This is a genomic window from Sphingobacterium wenxiniae, from assembly GCF_900116225.1.
Taxonomy (GTDB): Bacteria; Bacteroidota; Bacteroidia; order Sphingobacteriales; family Sphingobacteriaceae; genus Sphingobacterium; species Sphingobacterium wenxiniae.
The window spans coordinates 1-20,371 of record NZ_FOZZ01000018.1; the positions used below are offsets into that span (position 1 = coordinate 1).

Annotated in this window: 16 protein-coding genes; 9 read left to right on the plus strand and 7 right to left on the minus strand. The window is 41.5% G+C overall.

The window, feature by feature from the left end; all coding sequences use genetic code 11:
• From BM375_RS17260 to BM375_RS16440, 8 genes are all read left to right on the plus strand, one after another.
• On the plus strand, positions 1-1,563 hold a 1,563-nt coding region (locus BM375_RS17260; RefSeq protein ID WP_212611709.1), incomplete at its 5' end, for a hypothetical protein.
• Positions 1,564-1,686: 123 nt separating this feature from the next.
• The gene (locus BM375_RS16410) at positions 1,687-5,958 is read left to right on the plus strand and encodes a DUF7507 domain-containing protein (protein WP_093367640.1); all 4,272 of its coding nucleotides are present in this window, start codon (positions 1,687-1,689) and stop codon (positions 5,956-5,958) included.
• 108 nt (positions 5,959-6,066) lie between these two features.
• Positions 6,067-7,611: a T9SS type B sorting domain-containing protein gene (locus tag BM375_RS16415; protein ID WP_093367641.1), complete on the plus strand. Its 1,545-nt coding sequence runs from the start codon at positions 6,067-6,069 to the stop codon at positions 7,609-7,611.
• A gap of 81 nt (positions 7,612-7,692) precedes the next feature.
• Positions 7,693-8,079: a hypothetical protein gene (locus BM375_RS16420; RefSeq protein ID WP_093367643.1), complete on the plus strand. Its 387-nt coding sequence runs from the start codon at positions 7,693-7,695 to the stop codon at positions 8,077-8,079.
• 188 nt (positions 8,080-8,267) lie between these two features.
• Complete coding sequence (locus BM375_RS16425; protein ID WP_093367644.1) at positions 8,268-8,465, plus strand: YwbE family protein; 198 nt, start codon at positions 8,268-8,270, stop codon at positions 8,463-8,465.
• A 303-nt stretch (positions 8,466-8,768) separates the two neighbouring features.
• Complete coding sequence (gene carA, locus BM375_RS16430) at positions 8,769-9,869, plus strand: glutamine-hydrolyzing carbamoyl-phosphate synthase small subunit (RefSeq protein WP_093367646.1); 1,101 nt, start codon at positions 8,769-8,771, stop codon at positions 9,867-9,869.
• Positions 9,870-10,085: 216 nt separating this feature from the next.
• Positions 10,086-11,381 (plus strand): phosphopyruvate hydratase, encoded by a 1,296-nt coding sequence (eno, locus tag BM375_RS16435; protein WP_093367647.1) that lies wholly within the window; start codon positions 10,086-10,088, stop codon positions 11,379-11,381.
• A gap of 368 nt (positions 11,382-11,749) precedes the next feature.
• Positions 11,750-12,049, plus strand: coding sequence for an FtsB family cell division protein (locus BM375_RS16440; protein WP_093367648.1), 300 nt, complete (start codon positions 11,750-11,752; stop codon positions 12,047-12,049).
• Between the two features lie 37 nt (positions 12,050-12,086).
• Here the strand turns inward: BM375_RS16440 and BM375_RS16445 are convergent, their stop codons facing one another.
• The 4 genes from BM375_RS16445 to BM375_RS16460 all read right to left on the minus strand — a co-directional run bounded on the left by BM375_RS16445 (position 12,087) and on the right by BM375_RS16460 (position 15,509).
• The gene (locus BM375_RS16445; RefSeq protein ID WP_093367650.1) at positions 12,087-12,902 is read right to left on the minus strand and encodes an AMP nucleosidase; all 816 of its coding nucleotides are present in this window, start codon (positions 12,900-12,902) and stop codon (positions 12,087-12,089) included.
• Positions 12,903-13,046: 144 nt separating this feature from the next.
• Positions 13,047-14,297: an ATP-dependent Clp protease ATP-binding subunit ClpX gene (clpX, locus tag BM375_RS16450; RefSeq protein WP_093367651.1), complete on the minus strand. Its 1,251-nt coding sequence runs from the start codon at positions 14,295-14,297 to the stop codon at positions 13,047-13,049.
• 4 nt (positions 14,298-14,301) lie between these two features.
• The gene (locus BM375_RS16455; protein ID WP_093367653.1) at positions 14,302-15,000 is read right to left on the minus strand and encodes an ATP-dependent Clp protease proteolytic subunit; all 699 of its coding nucleotides are present in this window, start codon (positions 14,998-15,000) and stop codon (positions 14,302-14,304) included.
• A 47-nt stretch (positions 15,001-15,047) separates the two neighbouring features.
• Positions 15,048-15,509: a type I restriction enzyme HsdR N-terminal domain-containing protein gene (locus BM375_RS16460; RefSeq protein WP_093367654.1), complete on the minus strand. Its 462-nt coding sequence runs from the start codon at positions 15,507-15,509 to the stop codon at positions 15,048-15,050.
• 80 nt (positions 15,510-15,589) lie between these two features.
• Here BM375_RS16460 and holA point away from each other — a divergent pair, with 80 nt between their 5' ends.
• Complete coding sequence (gene holA / locus BM375_RS16465; protein ID WP_093367655.1) at positions 15,590-16,600, plus strand: DNA polymerase III subunit delta; 1,011 nt, start codon at positions 15,590-15,592, stop codon at positions 16,598-16,600.
• 241 nt (positions 16,601-16,841) lie between these two features.
• Here holA and BM375_RS16470 read toward each other — a convergent pair whose 3' ends face one another.
• From BM375_RS16470 to BM375_RS16480, 3 genes are all read right to left on the minus strand, one after another.
• Positions 16,842-18,080, minus strand: a complete 1,239-nt coding sequence (locus BM375_RS16470) for an AI-2E family transporter (RefSeq protein ID WP_093367656.1) — start codon at positions 18,078-18,080, stop codon at positions 16,842-16,844.
• 32 nt (positions 18,081-18,112) lie between these two features.
• Entirely contained in the window at positions 18,113-19,285 is a 1,173-nt protein-coding gene (locus BM375_RS16475) for an MFS transporter (protein WP_093367657.1), read from the minus strand.
• 332 nt (positions 19,286-19,617) lie between these two features.
• Complete coding sequence (locus tag BM375_RS16480) at positions 19,618-20,370, minus strand: TrmH family RNA methyltransferase (RefSeq protein WP_093367658.1); 753 nt, start codon at positions 20,368-20,370, stop codon at positions 19,618-19,620.
• Position 20,371: the final 1 nt, after the last annotated feature.

A 20,371-nucleotide genomic window follows, 5' to 3' on the forward strand; every position in this document is an offset into this window, starting at 1 on the left:
GGTGCTGATAACTCCATGTTGATCACAGATGAAAATGGTGATGTAGTTTGGGTTTCTATCGAAGACATCGTTAAAGCAAACACTACCAACGAATTGACGTTAGATGACAACCAATTAACAAGTACCGTAAACGGAGTTTCTTCAAGTGTTACTTTGACCGATGCTAATATCACATCTGACAAAGGAATTACAAGTAATACGATTGATTTGACAGGACAAGCAGGAGCGACATTGAAAAATGTTACGATGGAAATCAAACCAGGAACCGATGGTCAGGTGATGATTACGGAAGGTGGTGTAGCTACTTGGGTTGATCAATCTGAAATCGTACCAACGACTATAAATGAATTGACGAAAAAAGAGGGAACAAATGGCAATACCATCGTCTCTAAGGTAAATGGTGTTGAAGCTGAAGAGGTATTGGTAGAAAGTGTAACCAATACACTTACCGGAACTAATTTGGTAACTTCGGTCAATGGTGTGCCATCCACTTCTGTGGACTTGAAAGACGCTATTCAGGCAGGTCAAAAAACTGTAGAAGTGGTCTCTGGGGTGAATACAACGGTAACAACAGGAGGTTCGGGAGACCACACCACATATGCAGTAAATGTTTCAGAAGATGCTATCCAAAACAACCAATTGGTTACTGAAGTAGCAGCAGGTACAGGTGTTATCGTAACAACAAGCAACCCATCTGCTAACACTACGGTGTACACGGTATCAGCCAACCCATCAGAAATTGCCTTAGGAGGAGATGTTACAGGTAATGCTAATGCAACAACGCTTTCTGCTATTCAGGGAACACCTGTGGTAGCCAACGGTACAAAAGAAGAAGGTCAAGCTTTGGTATTCGATGGAACAAGTTGGATTCCGGGTAAACCAAAAGTAGATGCAAGTGATATTACTGATGCGAAAGACTTAACAGCCGCTGATGGTAATGAAGCAACTATTGAAATTGTTGAAGGAGGAGAGAAAGCTGTGTTGGTTGAAACAAGTCTGCGTGTTAAGGATGGGTCTATTAAAACAGTTAAACTTGCAGATAAAGCTGTTACAGCACCAAAGATGAGCTCACAAATAGGAACTGAAGATGGAGGAGCATCTATTAATGCACCTGTAGGAGCAGTGCCGACAGCTGATGGCAATGGAGGGGTGGAATATAAGCAAGTACCACGTTTCTTCTATATGCCAGCAGTCATCTTTAATACCACTGTAACTGGCAATAACTTGGAACGTAACCTTCATCTGGATTATGTGAATCAATTTACAGGAGGTGCAGTAGGTAGTGCAAACCAACCTTATGCTATCTCTCATGGAGCACCAACTGCATCCGTATTGACTTATTCGGGAGGTTTGATTGCTAGTGAAGGTGCACCAACACCAGATATTGTAACATATAAAGCAGATGAACTAGCGTACTACATCACTTATTATGATCAAACTGTATTTGCGGGGCCTGATGGAACAGGTACACCAAGAATTACAAGTGATGGTAAGCTTCAGTACAGTATCATCGGCAATGCAACGCCGGCATCTTATATGAATATTGTATTTGTGATCAAATAAGAAACGAGGGTCATTAGAAAGTCTGAGATAAGTTCGCCACAGGATCCCATAAGGGCGATGTGGCGAACTTCATAGCCTCTACTCGGTAGAGCATTAGCTTCAAACGCTGAACAAAGAATAATCATGACGATAAAGAAATATAAAAACGGGATTTTTGCACAAGGACTACGGCTTGCTCTCCTCTTCGTGTTGCTTGCTTTTGGGCAGCAGGCGTGGGCAGATGGATCTAAGGATCTACATCCAAGTAGTGTAACTACGGGAAACCGGGCACAGTTGATACATTTTAGTTCAGGTAGGGATGAAGCCATTCCGTTTCCCTACAGAGGAGCACACTATGTCTATGCCAAAGCTGGCGAAACCATTACCCTGGCTTCTTCTGTACAATCATATAATAATACCAACAGCAATAAGATTGCCTTATACGATCCGAATGGGAACCAGGTGCCATTGACGATTCGAGAAGGATCACGATGGAACTGGACATATTTTGGAAATATCCCAAATCGTACAGCAGAGTTAGCTGGTCCATTAAGGCCGGGAGAGAATGCAAATAATAACAAATACCGCCCTATTTATTATACTGTACCTGCAGGAGGAGAAGGTATTTATAGAGTAGAGTTTGAATCTAGAGATCCTGAAAGTACAAGTAATGGAAATTGGCAAGGAATTTCAAACTGGTCTCAAGGTAATGACATCACTATACTTGCTTGGGATATTTCGGTTGTTAGTGGTAATAATTTTATCCCGGGACGGGTTTATGCGACGAACTTAAACCTTACGATGGGGAATCCCTCAAGTGGATCTACAGGTTATAATACTGTCGAATTTAGGGGAAGTGTATATACCCGGACCCACGATGGTTATACTTATCGAGTAACGCATAAGGGGAGCAATGGTATTGTATTTGCTTTTTTTGTAAATAACCGAGGATTTTATGAAATTGAAGATGGAGAGATCAAATTACTGTACAAAAGTATAGATGGAGAAGCCAGCACAGCACGAAATCGGGTGCACAATCCAAATACCCGCGATGTGAATGGAAACATTACCCATAAGATGTTCTATACATATCCGGCAACGGATATGCCCGCGGTAGCCAATGCTTCTATCGGTATATCCAATGGTTCCGGAATAGAAGCTCCTACTACAGTAGAAACTTGGTTGAATACCATGCCAATTATTCCGGATGTGCAGAATGTAAAAGTATTTGGAGTAGAGGGAACGGAAGGGAGATTAGGCCACAAAGGAGGCCGGATTGAATTTGATGCACCTGTTGCTGGACAATACCGTATTGTGATGGAAAGTCTACATGCTTCTTTTACTACAAGAGTATTTACCGGTGAAGCACAGGAAGGACATAATGTAGTTTTCTGGGATGGTAAAGACGGTGCAGGGAATGCAACTCCGGGAGGAGAGATTCCGATGTCTGTAAAGGTCATCTTACAAGGTGCAGAGGTTCATTTTCCGTTTTTCGATGTGGAGTACAATATTGGAGGTATCGCTATTGAATTATTAAATATTAATAATTCGAATAATGTGTTGACAGACAGGGTGTTTTGGGATGATACTGATTTAACACACTCCAGCGCACTTGTTGGAAATGCTGTTAACCCTGTTGTTAATAGTCATTTGACTCAAATTAACGGTGTATTTAATGAGGGACAGCCAAGCAGTAGCAATGGGCATAACTACGGTGGTGGAAATCATAATGGAGAAGCTCAAAATACTTGGGGAGATAAAAAATCCATTGATACCTGGACATTTGTGCAGGGACAAGAAGTCAATGTCACTTCAGAAGTAGCCATTGCCGAAGCTGATTTGTATACGGATATTAGTTATTCAATCGGCGGTACGTCAAACAAAGCCGTAGCTGAGCCTGGAGAAACAGTTATCTTTACCGTAACAGCCGGGAATAATGGTCCCTCGGACGTGATTGCAGATCCAAGTAAAAATATAAAAGGAGCTCCTTTTACCTTTTCCGTACCGGGAGGGATTGATATTGATGAGAATAATGTCCAGGTACAGGTAAACTGTGGGGATAATAGGGCTGGACAAACAATACCTATTATTTACGATGAACAAACACGGATGTTCCGCTCGGAGTTAAGTCTTCCAGACGGATGTTCCATTACATATACCTTTACTGGGACACTGAACGGAGGGGCAGGTTCGATGGTGCCGGAGTCGACCATTATGCGTCCTGCCGACGTGACGGATCCAGATGCGACCAATGGTGATCCTGATACACCGCCGACCAATCCTCATTTTGAGTGTTATAATGCAGATGGGACTGTAGGCGGAGCGCCTGGACAGATTGGCTGTAATAATATCACCGAAGTTTCCTTTATGGTGGTGCCGGACTGTCTGGACGAAATGATCTATTTCGAAGATTTCAACAGAGGATTTTGGGCTACCAACAATGGGCGTACCGACTGGGCGGAAAGACCATCGGTCAGCATAACAGCAAATGGAGAGATCTTAACCGATATTAATGGAACAGTGCTTCGTGGTGGGTGTCGAGGTGGAGCGACCAGTACTTATTTGTTCGCGCCGGGTAAAGATGATATACGTCACGCAGCTGCGGCAAATATACAACCCCTTGTATCACGTATATTACCGGGCTATTACGCTGTATTGCCTCCGGGCTATGTAAAAATGGGTATTCCAGATACAGATCCTTGGCATGATCCTCTACAAGAGTGGGATCCGAATGCCGCCAATCTTAACCCTTACGACATCAATGCAAACTACGATTGGCGACCGTCTTGGGATAGACCAGATGCGACTCGGGATATGTCGGGCGCCGTGAATGGAGGAGCTTTTCACGTACGTGGTATCGGTACTGCTGCACAAAGTGTCAAGCCATTTTATCAGATTGATGCGGGAACGATTCAAGCTGACAAGACCTATACTCTATTCCTGTATTCGTATGTGACTTACCACGATAAAGACTATATGTTGATGGATGTAGTGGATAAAGAGTCAGGTTTTGTCTATACTTCAGTACCACTGAAGTATCAACAAGGCGGTACGCCTCCGGGAAGTTCGCCGGGGGGAGGATTTAGTCTTGGCTGGATACCATTGGAAGCAAGTTTCAAGTTTTCTTCAGAGCATTGTGACTATGATATAGCAGATAGAGAAGTGTATATCGCGATTCGTGGACATAGAGATCCAGAGTTAGCTGTAGGGCAAGGATTCGGTCACACCTTTATTGACAATATCACCTTTGCAAGCCGACGTGATGATGCTAATTGTGAAATCGTAACTACAGAAATTGAATGTGTTGACGAATGTTATCTGGAAGTACAAGGTGCAGGATTTGGATGGAGTGCACCGAGTGGAACGCCTTCTCCTGTAACGAGAAGCTTTACGCAACCTGGTACGAACCGTGGGTTTGTTTTGGATATCTACGAATTGGATAACTCTTTCAATATGTTGATCAATGGCGTGCCCTTGTATGACGAGGAATTGGAGTTTCAAGGAAGTAACCAAAACGTACGTTTTGCAGTAGATGAAGCGAGATGGGAGAATAATGGAATTCCTGATATTTGGAAAATTAATCAAGGTATGAGCCTTGATAAGGATGACCGTTTTAACAACCCAATACCAGCAGTACGTGTGGTGATTGATCAAAATGGTAATGTGACATTGTATGGACAACGAGCATCGTACGATGGTAATGGTACAGGTGCTGCGAATGTGGTTCCTGGTCAATTAGAACTGTTGGAGGTATTTGGTACGGTTCCCACGCTCAATACCGTGGCCTGGAACGAAACAAACGATAATAACATCGAAGTAAGCCAAAATGTCATCGGTATAACAGCGATGAAAGGATTTGGCTACGGTTTGAATGCCAAAGATTGTGAAACTTGTAAGATATTAAAAGATGGTGAATTCAACGGCAGCGAATGGGCAGAAGTAGGTCAGACCATTACGTATACCTTCCAGGTTATCAATATGGGAGATATGGATATCCTGGATGTGGAGATAGTTGATCCATTGTTTGGGTTTAATATTACCTTGGACGAGGATACCCATGAGGTAAATCAGCCAGAGGGAGTCACCATCGGTTTCATTGGAGATGAGAACAACAATGGTATACTAAATCGTAATGAAACCTGGACCTTTATGGTCGATTATACAATTACGAGCGAAGATATCTATACCAACCAAGGAGTATACAATCGTGCGACGGTCAATGGGATAGGACGCATCAACGAGACTTCCACATCGACACGCCAGGTACAAGAGCTTTCGACCGACCCAACCCCTTATGACAACACGTGGGAACGTTGGGATCCGGAAAGACCATTCCATACTTTTGTTCCGTTGAAAGGAAATGGCCTATTGATTACCAATCCGATGATTTATCAACGGATTAAGGATATACAATAAAATTGTTTAAAGGAAAGAGTTAAAAGAGGTTATGATTAACATAGTCTGTCGTTTAACACAAAGTTATGCAGTACTGCTTTAACCAGCCTTTAATTTAAAAATTGAATAATGAAAAACTACATCATCATATTGCTGTTATTGCTTGGAACTGGACGTATCTTCGCCCAGACTGGTGCCGGTAGCTTTGAAACGAGCAACGGACTAGAGCAGCTCAGTGCCGATACGTACAAATTTGTCTACTCCGAGAGTTTGTATCTTGGTCCGAATGCCAATTGGCAGATTGAAGGAGAGGTCCATGTGTATAGCCGTAATATCTGGATTTCGCCGACAGCCAAAATAAGTGGTAGCGGTACGTTGTATATCCACAGCCCCTCGACAAATCCTTTTCACGAAGGCTGGGCAACGTCGGCTACGCGTATCGATGGTAATGATGGGCAATTTATCGATGTCAACATCGTGTTGACGAATCCGGATGGTATACAATTGACGGATATGGAGGTTGGGGATTATGCCGGCACCTCCGGACAGGGTGCTCGTTCAGCAGCCTTGAAGATTGGTAAGTCTGTCGATTTGCGTGTAGATGGTGCAAGTATCTATTTGAATGGTTATGATTTGGAACTTTCGGCTTCTGGTCAGTTATTGAACTATAATCGCTTACGTATGGTGGTAACAGGCGATGAACTGACCGGTCATATGATTAAGAACTACGTAGGCGTAGATGCCTTTTTCTTCCCGGTAGGAGTAGAGCAAGGAGATTATACGCCAGCAAAGCTGACTCCGCAAACAGCGTCATCTCGTTTACATGTTTCAGTAAATACGTATACTGCTGTGCCAGATTTGAATATCACGGATGAAACCATCGGCATGGATCGTGTGTGGAATATCTTTGCGGACAGAGCCATGCAGATGGATTATACGCTGACCCATAATATGCAGACAAATGGTATGGCTTATGTCGATGCGGATGCGCGTATTATGCAGAATGCTGATGGCGGTAATTGGATTGGCGATGTGACGACTTTAGAGAGTGAAGGCGTGCATACGCGTGAGGATATCGAAAGCAGAGCGACAAACACGCTTTCAGGTACTTGGTTTACCAAATTTGGACAGAGCGGACCGAGGGCGGTAGATGACCAAAGAACCATGGAATATGGGCATGATATCACGATCAATGTCTTGGAAAATGATGAAAATGGTTCGTCGGCTATCGTCCCGGGATCGGTTCGTATCATCTCTCAACCATTGAATGGTCGGGTAACGGTCAATGTGGATGGAAGTGTAACTTATACTCCAAATGAAGGCTTTTTGGGCGATGATGTTTTTGAATATGAAATTACGGATGAAAACGGCTTGACATCACGGGCGAAGGTAATGGTTACGGTCATGCCTCGGGATTTGTTCATTCCAAATGTCATCACACCGAATGGAGACGGTAAAAATGACCGATTTGTTATCGTGGGACGTGAAGCTTATGACCGTATTGAGGTAACAATCATGAACCGTTGGGGTAACGAAGTGTATCGCAATGATGATTATAAAGACGAATGGGATGGTCGTGGATTAAATGAAGGAACATACTTCCCGATTATTAGAGCTATCAAAGGTAACCAATCTCGTGTATTTAAGTCACACGTATTGATTAAGCGGAATTGATGTTTAAGGTTTGAAGTTCAAGGTTTAAGTATTAAACCTTGAACCTTGAACAAAATAAACTTTAAACAAAAAAATGAGAAAATGAAAAGATTTTCTAAGGAAGCCAAATTAGAAATCGTCAAGCAAGTGGTTTCTGGTGAACTTATGCCTACTGACGCCATTGCTAAATACGAAATTAAGTCCATGCGTACTTTAGTTCATTGGGTAAAAGAATTTCACATTGTTGCCAGGAAATTGGTAAATGAAGAACAGGAACAGCTGACGCAACAAATGGAGATGCAGAGAAAGTCTAAAGAGATCTTAGAATGGGAAGCTACAAATCCCTTGGTCCAGAACAGCCAGTTGATGTGGGAACGCATACAATATCTGGAGAATCAGAATAGGACGTTGGTAGAGGATTATTCTAGTTTAAAAAATCAAATAGCACTTTTGCAGCGACAATTCCAAGGATTGGAGATTGAAGATTAGGAAGGGAGAGAAATCAGTGGTAAGTTGTAAGTGATGAGTGTTTGAGTTGTTTGATGTTTAAAGATTAAAGTTTCGTCATTTAAACAATTAAACACTTAACCAATTAAACTCTCTAAACAATTAACCACTTTGTCTGCACACTTAAAATAAAAAAAAACACTTACTTTGTATCGCAAAAAAACAGTTTTATGGACGGAAAAACAAGAGCAGATATTAAACCCGGTATGTTGGTGAATATCGTTTTGAAGAAAGATCAGCGTACAGGTATTTTGACGGAAGGAATTGTCAAAGATTTATTGACATCAGCAGCCTACCATCATCGAGGTATCAAAGTACGCTTGACAGATGGTCAAATCGGTCGTGTACAGGAAATTATAGAGGAGTGAGGTTAAGAGTTTAAAGTGTTTAAGGTTTAGTCGTTTAAACAATTAACCTTTAACCAATTAATCCCTAATCAATTAAACAATTAATCGGTTAACCAATTAACCTCTAATTATTTTTTATTTTTCACTTTTTTTATCCTAACTTTGTCCCTCGTGGAAAATGAGGTCACATATCTCATCGCAATGTCGAAAGGTGTCAATGGAAACATTGATGAAGTTTATATTTAATTGATGTTTAGCCCGTTTGGGCTTTTTTTGTGTCTCAGAAGTAAGAAAAGAAATCAACATAATAACAGTTATATAAGAATGACCAACTACAGTAAATTACCAGCAATTTTGGTGCTTGAGGACGGAACAGTCTACCACGGTAAAGCAGCGGGGAAAATTGGTACGACCACAGGCGAAATCTGTTTTAATACAGGTACAACCGGTTATCAGGAAATTTTTACCGATCCATCCTATTATGGGCAGATTATGGTAACCACCAATGCGCATATAGGTAATTATGGCATCGATGAAGACGATACAGAATCGGCTCAAATTCAAATTGCAGGTTTAGTTTGCAAGAATTACAACATCAACTATAGCCGCCAGATGGCAGATAAGTCTATTCAGACTTACTTTGAAGAAGAAAACTTGGTTGGTATTTCTGATATTGATACCCGTTCATTAGTTCGTCATATCCGTGACAAAGGAGCGATGAATGCAATTATCTCTTCAGAGATTCTGGATGTAGAGGAACTTAAAGCACGTTTGGCAGAAGTCCCTTCTATGGAAGGTTTAGAACTGTCGTCGTTGGTCTCTACTAAAGAGCCTTATTTCTATGGTGATGAATCTGCTCCAACACGTATTGCTGTATTGGATTTGGGGATTAAGAAAAACATCCTGCGTAATTTCGACTCTCGTCAAGTGTATGCCAAAGTGTTCCCGGCTAAAACCACTTTTCAGGAAATGGAATCTTGGAATCCGGATGGATATTTTATTTCCAATGGCCCTGGCGATCCGTCAGCGATGGATTACGCTATCCAGACGATTAAAGAAATTACCGAAGCGGATAAACCTATGTTCGGAATCTGCTTGGGACACCAGATGTTAGCTTTAGCGAATGGTATCCGCACGCAAAAAATGCATAATGGTCATCGTGGAATCAACCATCCTGTGAAAAATATCATCGCGAACCGTTGTGAGATTACGTCGCAAAACCACGGATTCGGGGTTGTGGCAGAAGATGTGCAAAATTCCGACAAAGTGGAAGTAACGCATATCAACCTCAACGATAATTCTATTGAAGGCATCCGCTTGAAGGGCAAGAAAGCCTTCTCGGTACAATATCATCCGGAGTCTTCACCAGGTCCGCATGATTCACGTTACTTGTTCGACGATTTTGTAGCGATGATAAAGGGATAATTTGACATTCTGTAAAGGAAATGTTATATTCGCTGTAGAGAAGGCTGGAAAACCAAATCTGTCTGTCATCCTGAGCCTGTCGAAGGATAAACAGACAGATACACAATACATTGTCTGTTTCGACAAGCTAAACATGACAATGTATTAAACTTTTCCGACCGTCTCATTAAAATATAAAGCAATCAACATAAACATTTAAACAAGAAATAAAATACAATGAGTTTAATAATTGATGTTCATGCGCGTCAGATCTTGGATTCGCGCGGTAACCCAACGGTTGAGGTAGATGTAACTACACAAAATGGTTTTGTCGGACGTGCAGCAGTTCCTTCTGGAGCTTCTACAGGTGTCCATGAGGCAGTGGAGCTTCGTGATGGCGACAAATCAAAGTACTTGGGTAAAGGAGTGTTAAAAGCAGTTGAAAATGTAAATACCAAAATCGCAGAAGCGTTGAGAGGTGTAGATGTTTTCGAACAAAATACGATTGACCAGATCATGATTGATTTGGACGGTTCAGAAAACAAAGGAAACTTAGGTGCTAATGCTATCTTAGGAGTGTCCTTAGCCGTAGCGAAAGCTGCAGCGCAGGAATCTCATCAACCTTTGTACCGTTATATTGGTGGTGTTAATGCCAATACATTGCCTATTCCGATGATGAATATCATCAACGGTGGTTCACACTCTGATGCGCCTATCGCGTTTCAGGAGTTTATGATTATGCCTGTTGGCGCACCTTCTTTCTCAGAAGCACTTCGTTGGGGAGCAGAAGTATTTCACAACTTGAAAAAATTATTGCACGACCGTAACCTGTCTACAGCTGTAGGTGATGAAGGTGGTTTTGCACCGACTTTTGACGGTACAGAAGATGCTATCGAGACCGTATTGAAAGCTATTGAAGTAGCGGGTTACAAACCAGGAGCTGATATTTGCCTGGCATTGGATTGTGCTTCTTCGGAATTCTATGTGAACGGTAAATACGATTATACAAAATTCGAAGGCGACAAAGGCGCTGTGCGCACGTCGGAAGAACAAGCAGCTTACTTGGCTGAATTGACTGAGAAATATCCGATTATCTCTATCGAAGATGGTATGCAGGAAGATGACTGGGCTGGTTGGAAACTGTTGACCGAGAAAATCGGCGACCGTGTGCAATTGGTAGGTGATGATTTGTTTGTAACCAACACGAAACGTTTACAACAAGGTATTGATACTGACACAGCAAACTCGATCTTGGTAAAAGTAAACCAAATCGGTTCCTTGACAGAAACAATCAATGCCGTTTCTTTGGCACAAAACTCGGGTTATACATCCGTAATGTCGCACCGTTCAGGAGAGACAGAAGATGCTACAATTGCTGACTTGGCGGTAGCTTTGAACTGTGGTCAAATCAAAACTGGTTCGGCTTCACGTTCTGACCGTATGGCGAAATATAATCAATTGTTGCGTATCGAAGAAGAATTGGGGAGCAATGCTCGCTTCATCGGTAAAGATTTTAAATACGCTAAGAAATAAAAATCGTGAATAGTAAAAGAGAAGCTGTCATACTGGACAGCTTTTTTTATTAGTCTCCTTAATGGGCTGTCTAAAAAGCTAAACATTATCGTCATTGCGAGGCAACGAAGTCCCGCCTCAGGCGGGAATGATGTCAAAAACGCAGATTGCTTCGTCGCTGCACTTCTCCATCGCCAGAGGCGAGGCACGGCGCAATGACGCATTTTTGCGGTTTACGAATCTTTTTAGACAACCCCAACCCATTAGTTTCCTTGATGGTTGGACAAATAGCAGACTATATATCTCCTCTCCTTTGGAGAGGGGTGGGGAGAGGATTATAAAGTAGTCATGTTTTGAATATATAATAGAATTTCTGTAAGTTTGCTTATATGGACAGATTTCTTAGCCTTATTCGTAACAAATACCTTATAGCAGGCACGGCATTCGTGATATGGATGTGCTTCTTTGATCGCTATGATTTTGGGACACAGTTTGCTTATCAACAAGAGAAAGCAAAACTGGAAGGTGAGAAAATGTTCTATACACATGAAATCGAGCGTCTTGAAAAGTCTATTAAAGACGCACAATATAATCCGAATGAAATTCAACGTATTGCCCGCGAGCATTACAAGATGAAAAAAGAAAATGAAGATATCTACGTTATTCAGGAAGTAGATACTGAAGAATAAAAAAAAGGAACATTTTAGAATGTTCCTTTTTTTATTTTTAAAATTTCAAGTGCTTCACCGTCAACCCATTATTGCTTAGTTGTTTTAAAGCATCGATACCAATTTTTAAATGCGTTTCCACATACTTGGCCGTTACGCTTAAGTCACTTTCTGCAGTTTTTACCCCCTCTGGCAACATAGGTTGATCAGACACCAATAATAGTGCTCCTGTTGAAATTTTATTGGCAAAGCCTACACTGAAAATAGTGGCCGTCTCCATATCAACTGCGATTGCACGAATGGATTTCAAGTATTTTTTAAAGGACTTATCATGTTCCCAAACGCGACGGTTGGTCGTGTAGATTGTTCCTGTCCAATAGTCGCGCTCATAGTCCCGTATGGTGGTGGATATTGCCTTTTGCAAGGCAAAGGCAGGAAGAGATGGGACTTCAGGCGGGAAGTAATCATTGGATGTTCCTTCCCCACGTATAGCAGCAATAGGGAGGATGAGTTCGCCTACAGGAATCTTCTTTTTTAGTCCCCCGGTTTTTCCTAAGAAAAGCACAGCTTTTGGACTGATGGCGCAGAGTAGATCCATGATAGTTGCAGCCATAGGGCTCCCTATCCCGAAATTGATAATAGTGATGCCTCCTGCTGAACAGGCTTGCATGGCTTTGCCCTCACCATATATTGGTGCATTGTTATGCATTTCGGAAAACATAGTCACATACTTGGAAAAATTGGTCAATAAAATATAGGGTTGAAACTCTTCAAGCGGACAGCCTGTATAGCGGGGCAACCAGTTATTGACAATATCTGATTTTGTTTTTAATCCTGGAGTAATGGGAGACTCTACTGTTTTCTTTTTGTTCATATAAAGTTTGTTTTGTTTAAAGTTTACGGGGTTTGTTTAAGGTGTAAAATTTGCAAAGCGTCCAGCTAATCCTTAAACTTTGACCCTGATATTCTTAATCCCAATATAACAAAAAATCCCTCAAAAAGGTTTGAGGGATTTTTATTAAGCGACTTTCATCTTCTTGAGGTCAGACTTTGCAAACTTCTGTTTGGCATATTCTAACGTGATGCGTAGCTCTTTCTGCCCTGTTTGATCTTTGACCGTGGGGGTTTCAAACATAGCGTCCAGCATAATGGCTTCACAGATGCTACGGAGGCCACGGGCGCCCAGTTTAAATTCCCAAGCTTTGTCCACGATAAATTGGTATACTTCTTCGTCGAACTTCAGTTCGATGTCCTCATATTCGAACAGTTTAATATACTGCTTTATCAAAGCATTCTTCGGCTCTGTCAAGATGTTGAGCAAGGTCTCCTTATCCAATGGATTCAGATAGCTCAACACTGGTAAGCGACCGATCAACTCAGGAATAAGACCGAAGTTTTTCAAATCTTGTGGAGTGATATATTTGTAGAGATTGTTCATGTCTACACCTTCGTCCTCCTCTTTCATCTTATAGCCTACTGTTTGTGTACGTAAGCGGTTGGCGATTCTCTTTTGGATACCATCGAAAGCGCCTCCACAGATGAATAAAATGTTGTTGGTATTAACCACAATCATTTTTTGATCGGGATGTTTACGTCCGCCCTGTGGTGGTACATTTACATTTGTTCCTTCTAGAATTTTCAATAAAGCCTGTTGTACACCTTCACCGGATACATCACGGGTGATGGAAGGATTATCACTTTTGCGGGCAATCTTATCAATCTCATCGATATAGATAATTCCACGCTCCGCTGCAGCAACATCATAATCTGCAGCTTGCAACAGACGGGTGAGAATACTTTCTACGTCTTCACCGACATAACCGGCCTCGGTCAATACCGTAGCATCGACGATGGAAAAAGGTACATTTAGGATTTTTGCTACAGTTTTTGCCAATAGGGTCTTACCTGTACCTGTTTCTCCAACAATGATAAGGTTGGATTTCTCCAGCTCAATCTCGTCCTTTTCGACCTTTTGGTTCAATCGTTTGTAATGGTTATATACCGCTACAGAAATTACTTTTTTAGCTTCGTCCTGACCGATGACGTATTGGTCAAGATGTTGCTTGATTTCCATTGGGCGGATCAACTTCAGCGCAGTTTGCAAAGATTTACTTTTGCGCTGCTTTAACTCTTCAGCAAGGATCTCTCCTGCTTGAGTGACACAACGATCGCAGATGTGAGCACCATCGCCTGCAATAAGCATCTGTGCATCGCTTTTACCGATACCACAGAACGAGCAACGGACGTCTCTGTTGTTTGTTTTACTCATTTTATTATTTTACCTCTTTTTTTGGTAATAGAACTTCATCTATCATACCAAACTCTTTTGCTTCTACAGCCTTCATCCAATAGTCACGATCTGAAGATTTTTCAACCCATTCGTAAGATTGACCAGAGTGCTCAGAAATTATCGTATACAATTCTTCTTTTAGTTTCATCATCTCGCGAAGGTTGATTTCCATGTCCGCAGCAACCCCTTGAGCACCGCCAGACGGTTGGTGAATCATAACACGAGAGTGTCTTAATGCAGCTCTCTTGCCTTTTGCACCAGCAACTAACAATACTGCTCCCATTGAAGCGGCAATTCCTGTACAGATAGTAGCTACATCTGGCGTAATATACTGCATGGTATCGTATATACCTAAACCGGCATATACACTACCGCCTGGAGAGTTGATATAAATCTGGATGTCACGCTGTGCATCGGTTGATTGCAAGAAAAGCAATTGTGCTTGTATAATATTTGCCACCTGATCATTGATACCATCGCCCAAAAAGATGATGCGGTCCATCATCAAACGGGAAAATACATCCATCTGCGCAACGTTCAACTGACGCTCTTCAATGATGTAAGGCGTTAGGTTAGTCGGCATGTTTTGCTGAACACGAGAGATAAAACCATCCACATGTTGGCTGCCGATACGGTGATGCTTAATAGCGTATTTTCTGAATTCTTCTTTATCTATGTTCATGTTATTTAATTTTCTAAGTAACGAATATAAAATTATAATTTTATATATTAAATATCCGATTGGTAAATCGGTAAATCTGCCAAAAAATCAAACGAACCTTTGACAAAGTCAATCTTACAATAATAGTGCTGAATTCCATTACTGACTAAAAGTAACGGAATTTTGTGGATAGAATTGTAATTGGCAATCTGTCGGAACGTATTTTCGGTAATTTTGACAGCCGGTGCTTTGAACTCTGCCAAAAGGACTTTGTTTCCTGCGTTGTCGTAAATCAGTAAATCGCTACGTTTCTGAAGTTCGTTGAGTTTGAGTCCACCTTCAGTCTTCATTAATGATTTTGGATATTTTTTGTGCGTATGTAGATAATGTATCCAATGTTGTCGAACCCATTCTTCCGGTGTGAGAACCAAGTTTTTCTTCCGCAACTCATCAAAGATAAAAAGCTTATCCTGTTTCTGCGTAATCTTGGAAGGGTAGGGTGGTAAATTTAACGGAATTGGGTCAAACATTTACAAAGGTAGGAATTTTTTCTGATTTGGGTGGGGTATAGACCTCACCCAAATCAGAAAAAATCGTAATTTAGCCGTGTATGAATGTCAACGCTATTTTAGCCGATATTAAAAAACGGAAGTTCAGCCCTGTTTACCTCTTACACGGTGAAGAACCGTATTATATAGATCTTGTCAGCGATGCTTTGGAACACAAGGTTTTGGATGATTCGCAGAAAGGTTTCGATCAAACTGTTCTATACGGTAAGGATACTAATATTGTAAATGTGGTGAATGCGGCGAAGCGCTATCCGATGATGAGCGATTATCAGGTCATCCTGATCAAGGAAGCACAGGATCTGAAATGGAAAACAGAAGAAGATGTGCTGCTGAAATATGTAGAAAATTTGACGCCAACTACCATTCTGGTACTGGCGTATAAACATGCAAAGTTTGATAAACGTAAAAAGTTATATAAAGCTATTGAAAAAGTAGGCCATGTAGTGGAGTCGGCTAAGCTTTATGACAATAAGGTCGGCGAGTGGATAATGGATCAATTTCGTGATGCTGGACGGACCATTCATCCACAGGCAGCGGCGATGATGGCCGATTATCTAGGGACAAATCTGTCTAAAGTAGCGAATGAAATCGACAAGCTGTTGTTGAATGTTCCTCAAGAACAGGAAATCTTACCGCAACATATTGAACAGAATATAGGTATTAGCAAAGACTATAATGTGTTCGAATTGCAATCCGCTTTAGCAAAGCGTCATGCCGTGAAAGCAGTGCAGATTGTGGATTATTTTGCTGCTAATCCAAAGTCTAATCCTATGCCGTTGGTGATGGGGAATCTGGCAACCTATTTCACTAAGGTGCTGAAATATCATTATCTACCCGATAAGTCGTCGCAAGTGGCTTCGAAACAACTAGGCGTGCATGCCTTTTTTGTGAAGGAATACGAGCTTGCTGCACGCAATTTTAACCGACGAAAGACCTTCGATATTATTCGGCTTTTGAGCGAGTATGATATGAAAAGCAAAGGGATGGATATAGGACCGTTTACCGACCAAAGTGAAATCTTGCGTGAGCTGGTGTTTAAGATTTTGAATTAACAGGGGGCTGTCTAAAAAGCTAGGCATCATCGTCATTGCGAGGTAACGAAGTCCCGCCTGAGGCGGGAATGATGTCAAAAACGCAGATTGGTTTCCTTCGGAGCTGCTTCGCGGTCGTCGCTGCGCTTCTCGCAATGACGCGTTTTTAAGTTTCGAGAACCTTTTTAGACACTCTCTTGTTGTTTAACTGTTTAATCGATTAACCAATTAATCAGTTAAACAATTTAACCTTCTAACCGTTCTAATCCTCTTTCTCCGGTAATTCCTCCGATTGGTTGATTTCCTTGTATTCTATCTCGGTTGTATTGGGTATACTGTCGGTATCAACATGTACATCTACCTCAATAGAGCTTGTGTTTTTCGGCTTGCGTACGACTCCCCACTTCATGAGCAACTCTTGCGTGGAATTTCTTTTCAAGTGTTCTTTTTCTGGCTCACCGATAAGAAAACCGAAGGCTTCCATGGAAGGGATAGCATCGAATATAACTTTGATGGTAGCAGTGAGGGGTAAAGCCAAAATCAATCCCGCTAATCCAAACAGCATACCACCTAATAGAATGGCAATAATAGCCATCAGTGGATTAATGCTCACTTTGCTTCCAACAATATTCGGTGTAATGATATTACCTTCTAAGAACTGTACAACTTGAAACCAAGCGATTACTCCAATGGCATACCACGCGCTATCTTTGACGGCTAGTGCAAAAAGAGCCGGCAAAATGGAACCAATGGCGATTCCGATATAAGGCAACAGCATCAGGAGAGAAGCCAATGTGCCGAAAAACCAAGCATAGTCTATGCCCATTGCAATCAACCCAATCGTGTTCAACACAGCTACAATCCCCATTACAGTAATCAATCCGACCAAATAGCTTTGAACAACCTCATAAATTTTATTCAAAGTTTGATTTACTTTGCGTTTGGGAGCATCTTTAAAAGCTTTAAAGAAAAATTCCCGAAAAAAATCCCTGTAATACAGTAAGAAGAAGCTGAAAAGTGGAACTAGCACGGCTCCCGCAACAATGTTTCCGATAGAGCCGAATGTAGCACCTATCATGCTTCCGGCATTGGAAAGAAGTTTGTTACCTTCTTCTTTAGCCCGATCGACCATTTCATTGCGCTCTACTCCAAAGGTAGCTTCTGCCCAATCTTGTACTCTGTCGAACACCGAGAGTACCTTCTCGGTAATAGATGTTGCATTCTTTCCGATGATGATACTTTGGTGGACAATAAACCACCCAACTAAGGAAATAATGGCTATAGCCACAATAACAGCCATGATAGCTGCAAAAGCCTTTCCCAAGCGAAGCTTTTCCAGAAGACGTGCTAACGGGAAGAGGGAAATGGAAATCAAAATAGAAAATAGCAAAGGAAGTAACACACTTTGTGATACATACATCAATGCAAGAATAAGCGTTAGGGCAAATAAACTGGATGCCAGGCTTAGCGAATAAGGGTATTTTTTTGGTGTATTTTCCATAATCTCTATGTTGAAATCAAGGTAATAAACAGTTAATAGACTTTATTGTTTTTTCTATCCCAATACAAGATATAAAAAAATGCAAACATCATAATCATGCTGTTGAAAATAAAAATATACGGTATCCGCAGAATGATATCATGATAGATGTATCCTGACAAGAGCGCCCCTCCACCTATTCCTATCTCCAATGCAATATACATCGTTGCCATCGCTTTCCCTCGGTGTTGCGGTAGACTGAGGTCTATTGTCCAAGCATTTACTGCAGGAGAAAGTATGCCACTACCGATACCGTATATTACTGCACCTATAATCAGTCCAAGAATAGATTGACTTAATCCGATCAACAATACCGAAAATGCAAGGATAACGATACCCACATACATGACCTTTATTCGTCCATACTGGTCAGCGACCTTCCCCGAGAAAAAACGGATACCAATCGTGGAAAGCGTATAAGCGGTGAAGAAAAGACCTTTATTCTGGATACCTAGATGTTCGCTCCAGTCGGGAATGAGCGTGAGGATGACCCCATAGCCCGTGTACGATAGTAACGTTACGATAGCCGCAGGCAGAACGCGCCATTCTATAATTTCATCTTTACGTACATAGAGCATTTTGATAGAAAAACGATTCTTTTGTTGTAGGGTCTCCTTCATGTTCATAACGATGAGAATAGAGAGAATGGCAAAAATAGAAGACATGTAAAACATGAAATCTATCCCATATCGTTGCGCAATAAAGCTTCCTAGTGCCGGACCTATTGCTCCTCCGATACTGAAAGCCAGGCCATGCATACCTAAAGCCTCACCCCAGCGGTTTTGAGGAATAATATCTGCAATGTAAGCCGCTGTGGCCGTAGGTTTGAACCCTGTAGAAAAACCATGGATGAGCCTGAGAAGAAAAAATCCTGCTAATGAGCTGGTAATGGGATAGAGAAAACCACAAACAAAACAGACAATTGACCCAATCGCCATAACCGGTACGCGTCCCCATTTGTCCGTCAGTTTGCCGCTAAATGGCCGGGATATTCCTGCAGTTAAGGTAAATAATGCGATGATAAGTCCCTTGTGTTCTCCACCTCCCATCTTGCTGAGGTAATTTGGAAGCTCGGGTATAATCATGTTAAAGCTGGCACAAAATAACAGTGAGCTTAAACATAAGAGATTGAAAGGTAGTGTATATATCGACTTTGTCGAATTCATAAAAAAAATTGTTTAATCCATCCCATTCCTTAAAGAGGAGATTTGGATGTTATCTATTGCTTCCCTGCTGTGCCTCGGCTCAGAAGCTGTTTAAATTTCTGTTTTTGCCCTCCCTCTCTCGCAAGATTGAGCACAGCGGTATCTTGTGAGGGTAAATAGCCTAAGTTTTCAACTTAGAAACGATAAGAGTAGTAAGTTACAAACTTACTTTATTATCCTTCCAAGTTACACTTTGTTAAACTTGAAAGAGGGAGGAGGTAGTATATATATATCGACTTTGTCGAATCCATAAAATAAAAAATGTTTTAGGCAACCTCTGCTATTGTTTCTGCTTATTTTATTAATTTTTGCCGAGCTAACTCTGAACAGAACACCGTGGTTGCAACGGCTACATTGAGCGATTCAGCTTGTCCGATACGGGGTATAGTGACTGGATGTTGTATTTTAGGCAATATCTCAGTCCCAATACCATTGCCTTCATTGCCCATGACGATCAAACCCGCCTGCCCAAATGAGGTTTCATATATGGATGAACCCGATAATAGTGCACCATAAGTCGGCAAATTTACCTTTTCTATAAAAGTGGAGAGATCAGTATAGTGAATTTGAATCCGGGATAGCGAGCCCATTGTCGCTTGCACGACCTTTGGATTATAGGCATCTACCGTGCCTACGGAACAAATGATATGCTCTATGCCGAACCATTCTGCTGTACGAATGATGGTTCCCAAATTGCCCGGATCCTGTACGTCATCCAGTACGAGGCTGTGCTGCTGACGTATCGTGTTCCAAGGGAAACTTTCTTCCTGAGGTATCTCGACCAAAGCTAAGACCCCTTGTGGACTATTCAGACAAGATATTTTCTGTATTTCGGCAGCCGTTACCTCCGTATATTTTATTTTTTGCGACAAATTACCCATTTTTGTGAGTGCGTCCGCAGTTGCATACAGGCTATTAACTGTGTATGAAGAATGTATAAATTCCATGACGGATTTGATACCTTCAACGATAAAAAGGCTGTGCTGTTTGCGATATTTTTTGTGCTGCAAAGACGTTGTTAAACTTATTTGCGCTTTTGATAACATG

What these genes read in the sequence shown, in the direction of transcription:
- BM375_RS16410 (WP_093367640.1), top strand. Translation starts at nt 1,687, where the DNA reads ATGACGATAAAGAAATATAAAAACGGGATTTTTGCACAAGGACTACGG.
- BM375_RS16415 (WP_093367641.1), top strand. Translation starts at nt 6,067, where the DNA reads ATGAAAAACTACATCATCATATTGCTGTTATTGCTTGGAACTGGACGT.
- BM375_RS16420 (WP_093367643.1), top strand. Translation starts at nt 7,693, where the DNA reads ATGAAAAGATTTTCTAAGGAAGCCAAATTAGAAATCGTCAAGCAAGTG.
- BM375_RS16425 (WP_093367644.1), top strand. Translation starts at nt 8,268, where the DNA reads ATGGACGGAAAAACAAGAGCAGATATTAAACCCGGTATGTTGGTGAAT.
- carA (WP_093367646.1), top strand. Translation starts at nt 8,769, where the DNA reads ATGACCAACTACAGTAAATTACCAGCAATTTTGGTGCTTGAGGACGGA.
- eno (WP_093367647.1), top strand. Translation starts at nt 10,086, where the DNA reads ATGAGTTTAATAATTGATGTTCATGCGCGTCAGATCTTGGATTCGCGC.
- BM375_RS16440 (WP_093367648.1), top strand. Translation starts at nt 11,750, where the DNA reads ATGGACAGATTTCTTAGCCTTATTCGTAACAAATACCTTATAGCAGGC.
- BM375_RS16445 (WP_093367650.1), bottom strand. Translation starts at nt 12,902, where the DNA reads ATGAACAAAAAGAAAACAGTAGAGTCTCCCATTACTCCAGGATTAAAA.
- clpX (WP_093367651.1), bottom strand. Translation starts at nt 14,297, where the DNA reads ATGAGTAAAACAAACAACAGAGACGTCCGTTGCTCGTTCTGTGGTATC.
- BM375_RS16455 (WP_093367653.1), bottom strand. Translation starts at nt 15,000, where the DNA reads ATGAACATAGATAAAGAAGAATTCAGAAAATACGCTATTAAGCATCAC.
- BM375_RS16460 (WP_093367654.1), bottom strand. Translation starts at nt 15,509, where the DNA reads ATGTTTGACCCAATTCCGTTAAATTTACCACCCTACCCTTCCAAGATT.
- holA (WP_093367655.1), top strand. Translation starts at nt 15,590, where the DNA reads ATGAATGTCAACGCTATTTTAGCCGATATTAAAAAACGGAAGTTCAGC.
- BM375_RS16470 (WP_093367656.1), bottom strand. Translation starts at nt 18,080, where the DNA reads ATGGAAAATACACCAAAAAAATACCCTTATTCGCTAAGCCTGGCATCC.
- BM375_RS16475 (WP_093367657.1), bottom strand. Translation starts at nt 19,285, where the DNA reads ATGAATTCGACAAAGTCGATATATACACTACCTTTCAATCTCTTATGT.
- BM375_RS16480 (WP_093367658.1), bottom strand. Translation starts at nt 20,370, where the DNA reads ATGTTATCAAAAGCGCAAATAAGTTTAACAACGTCTTTGCAGCACAAA.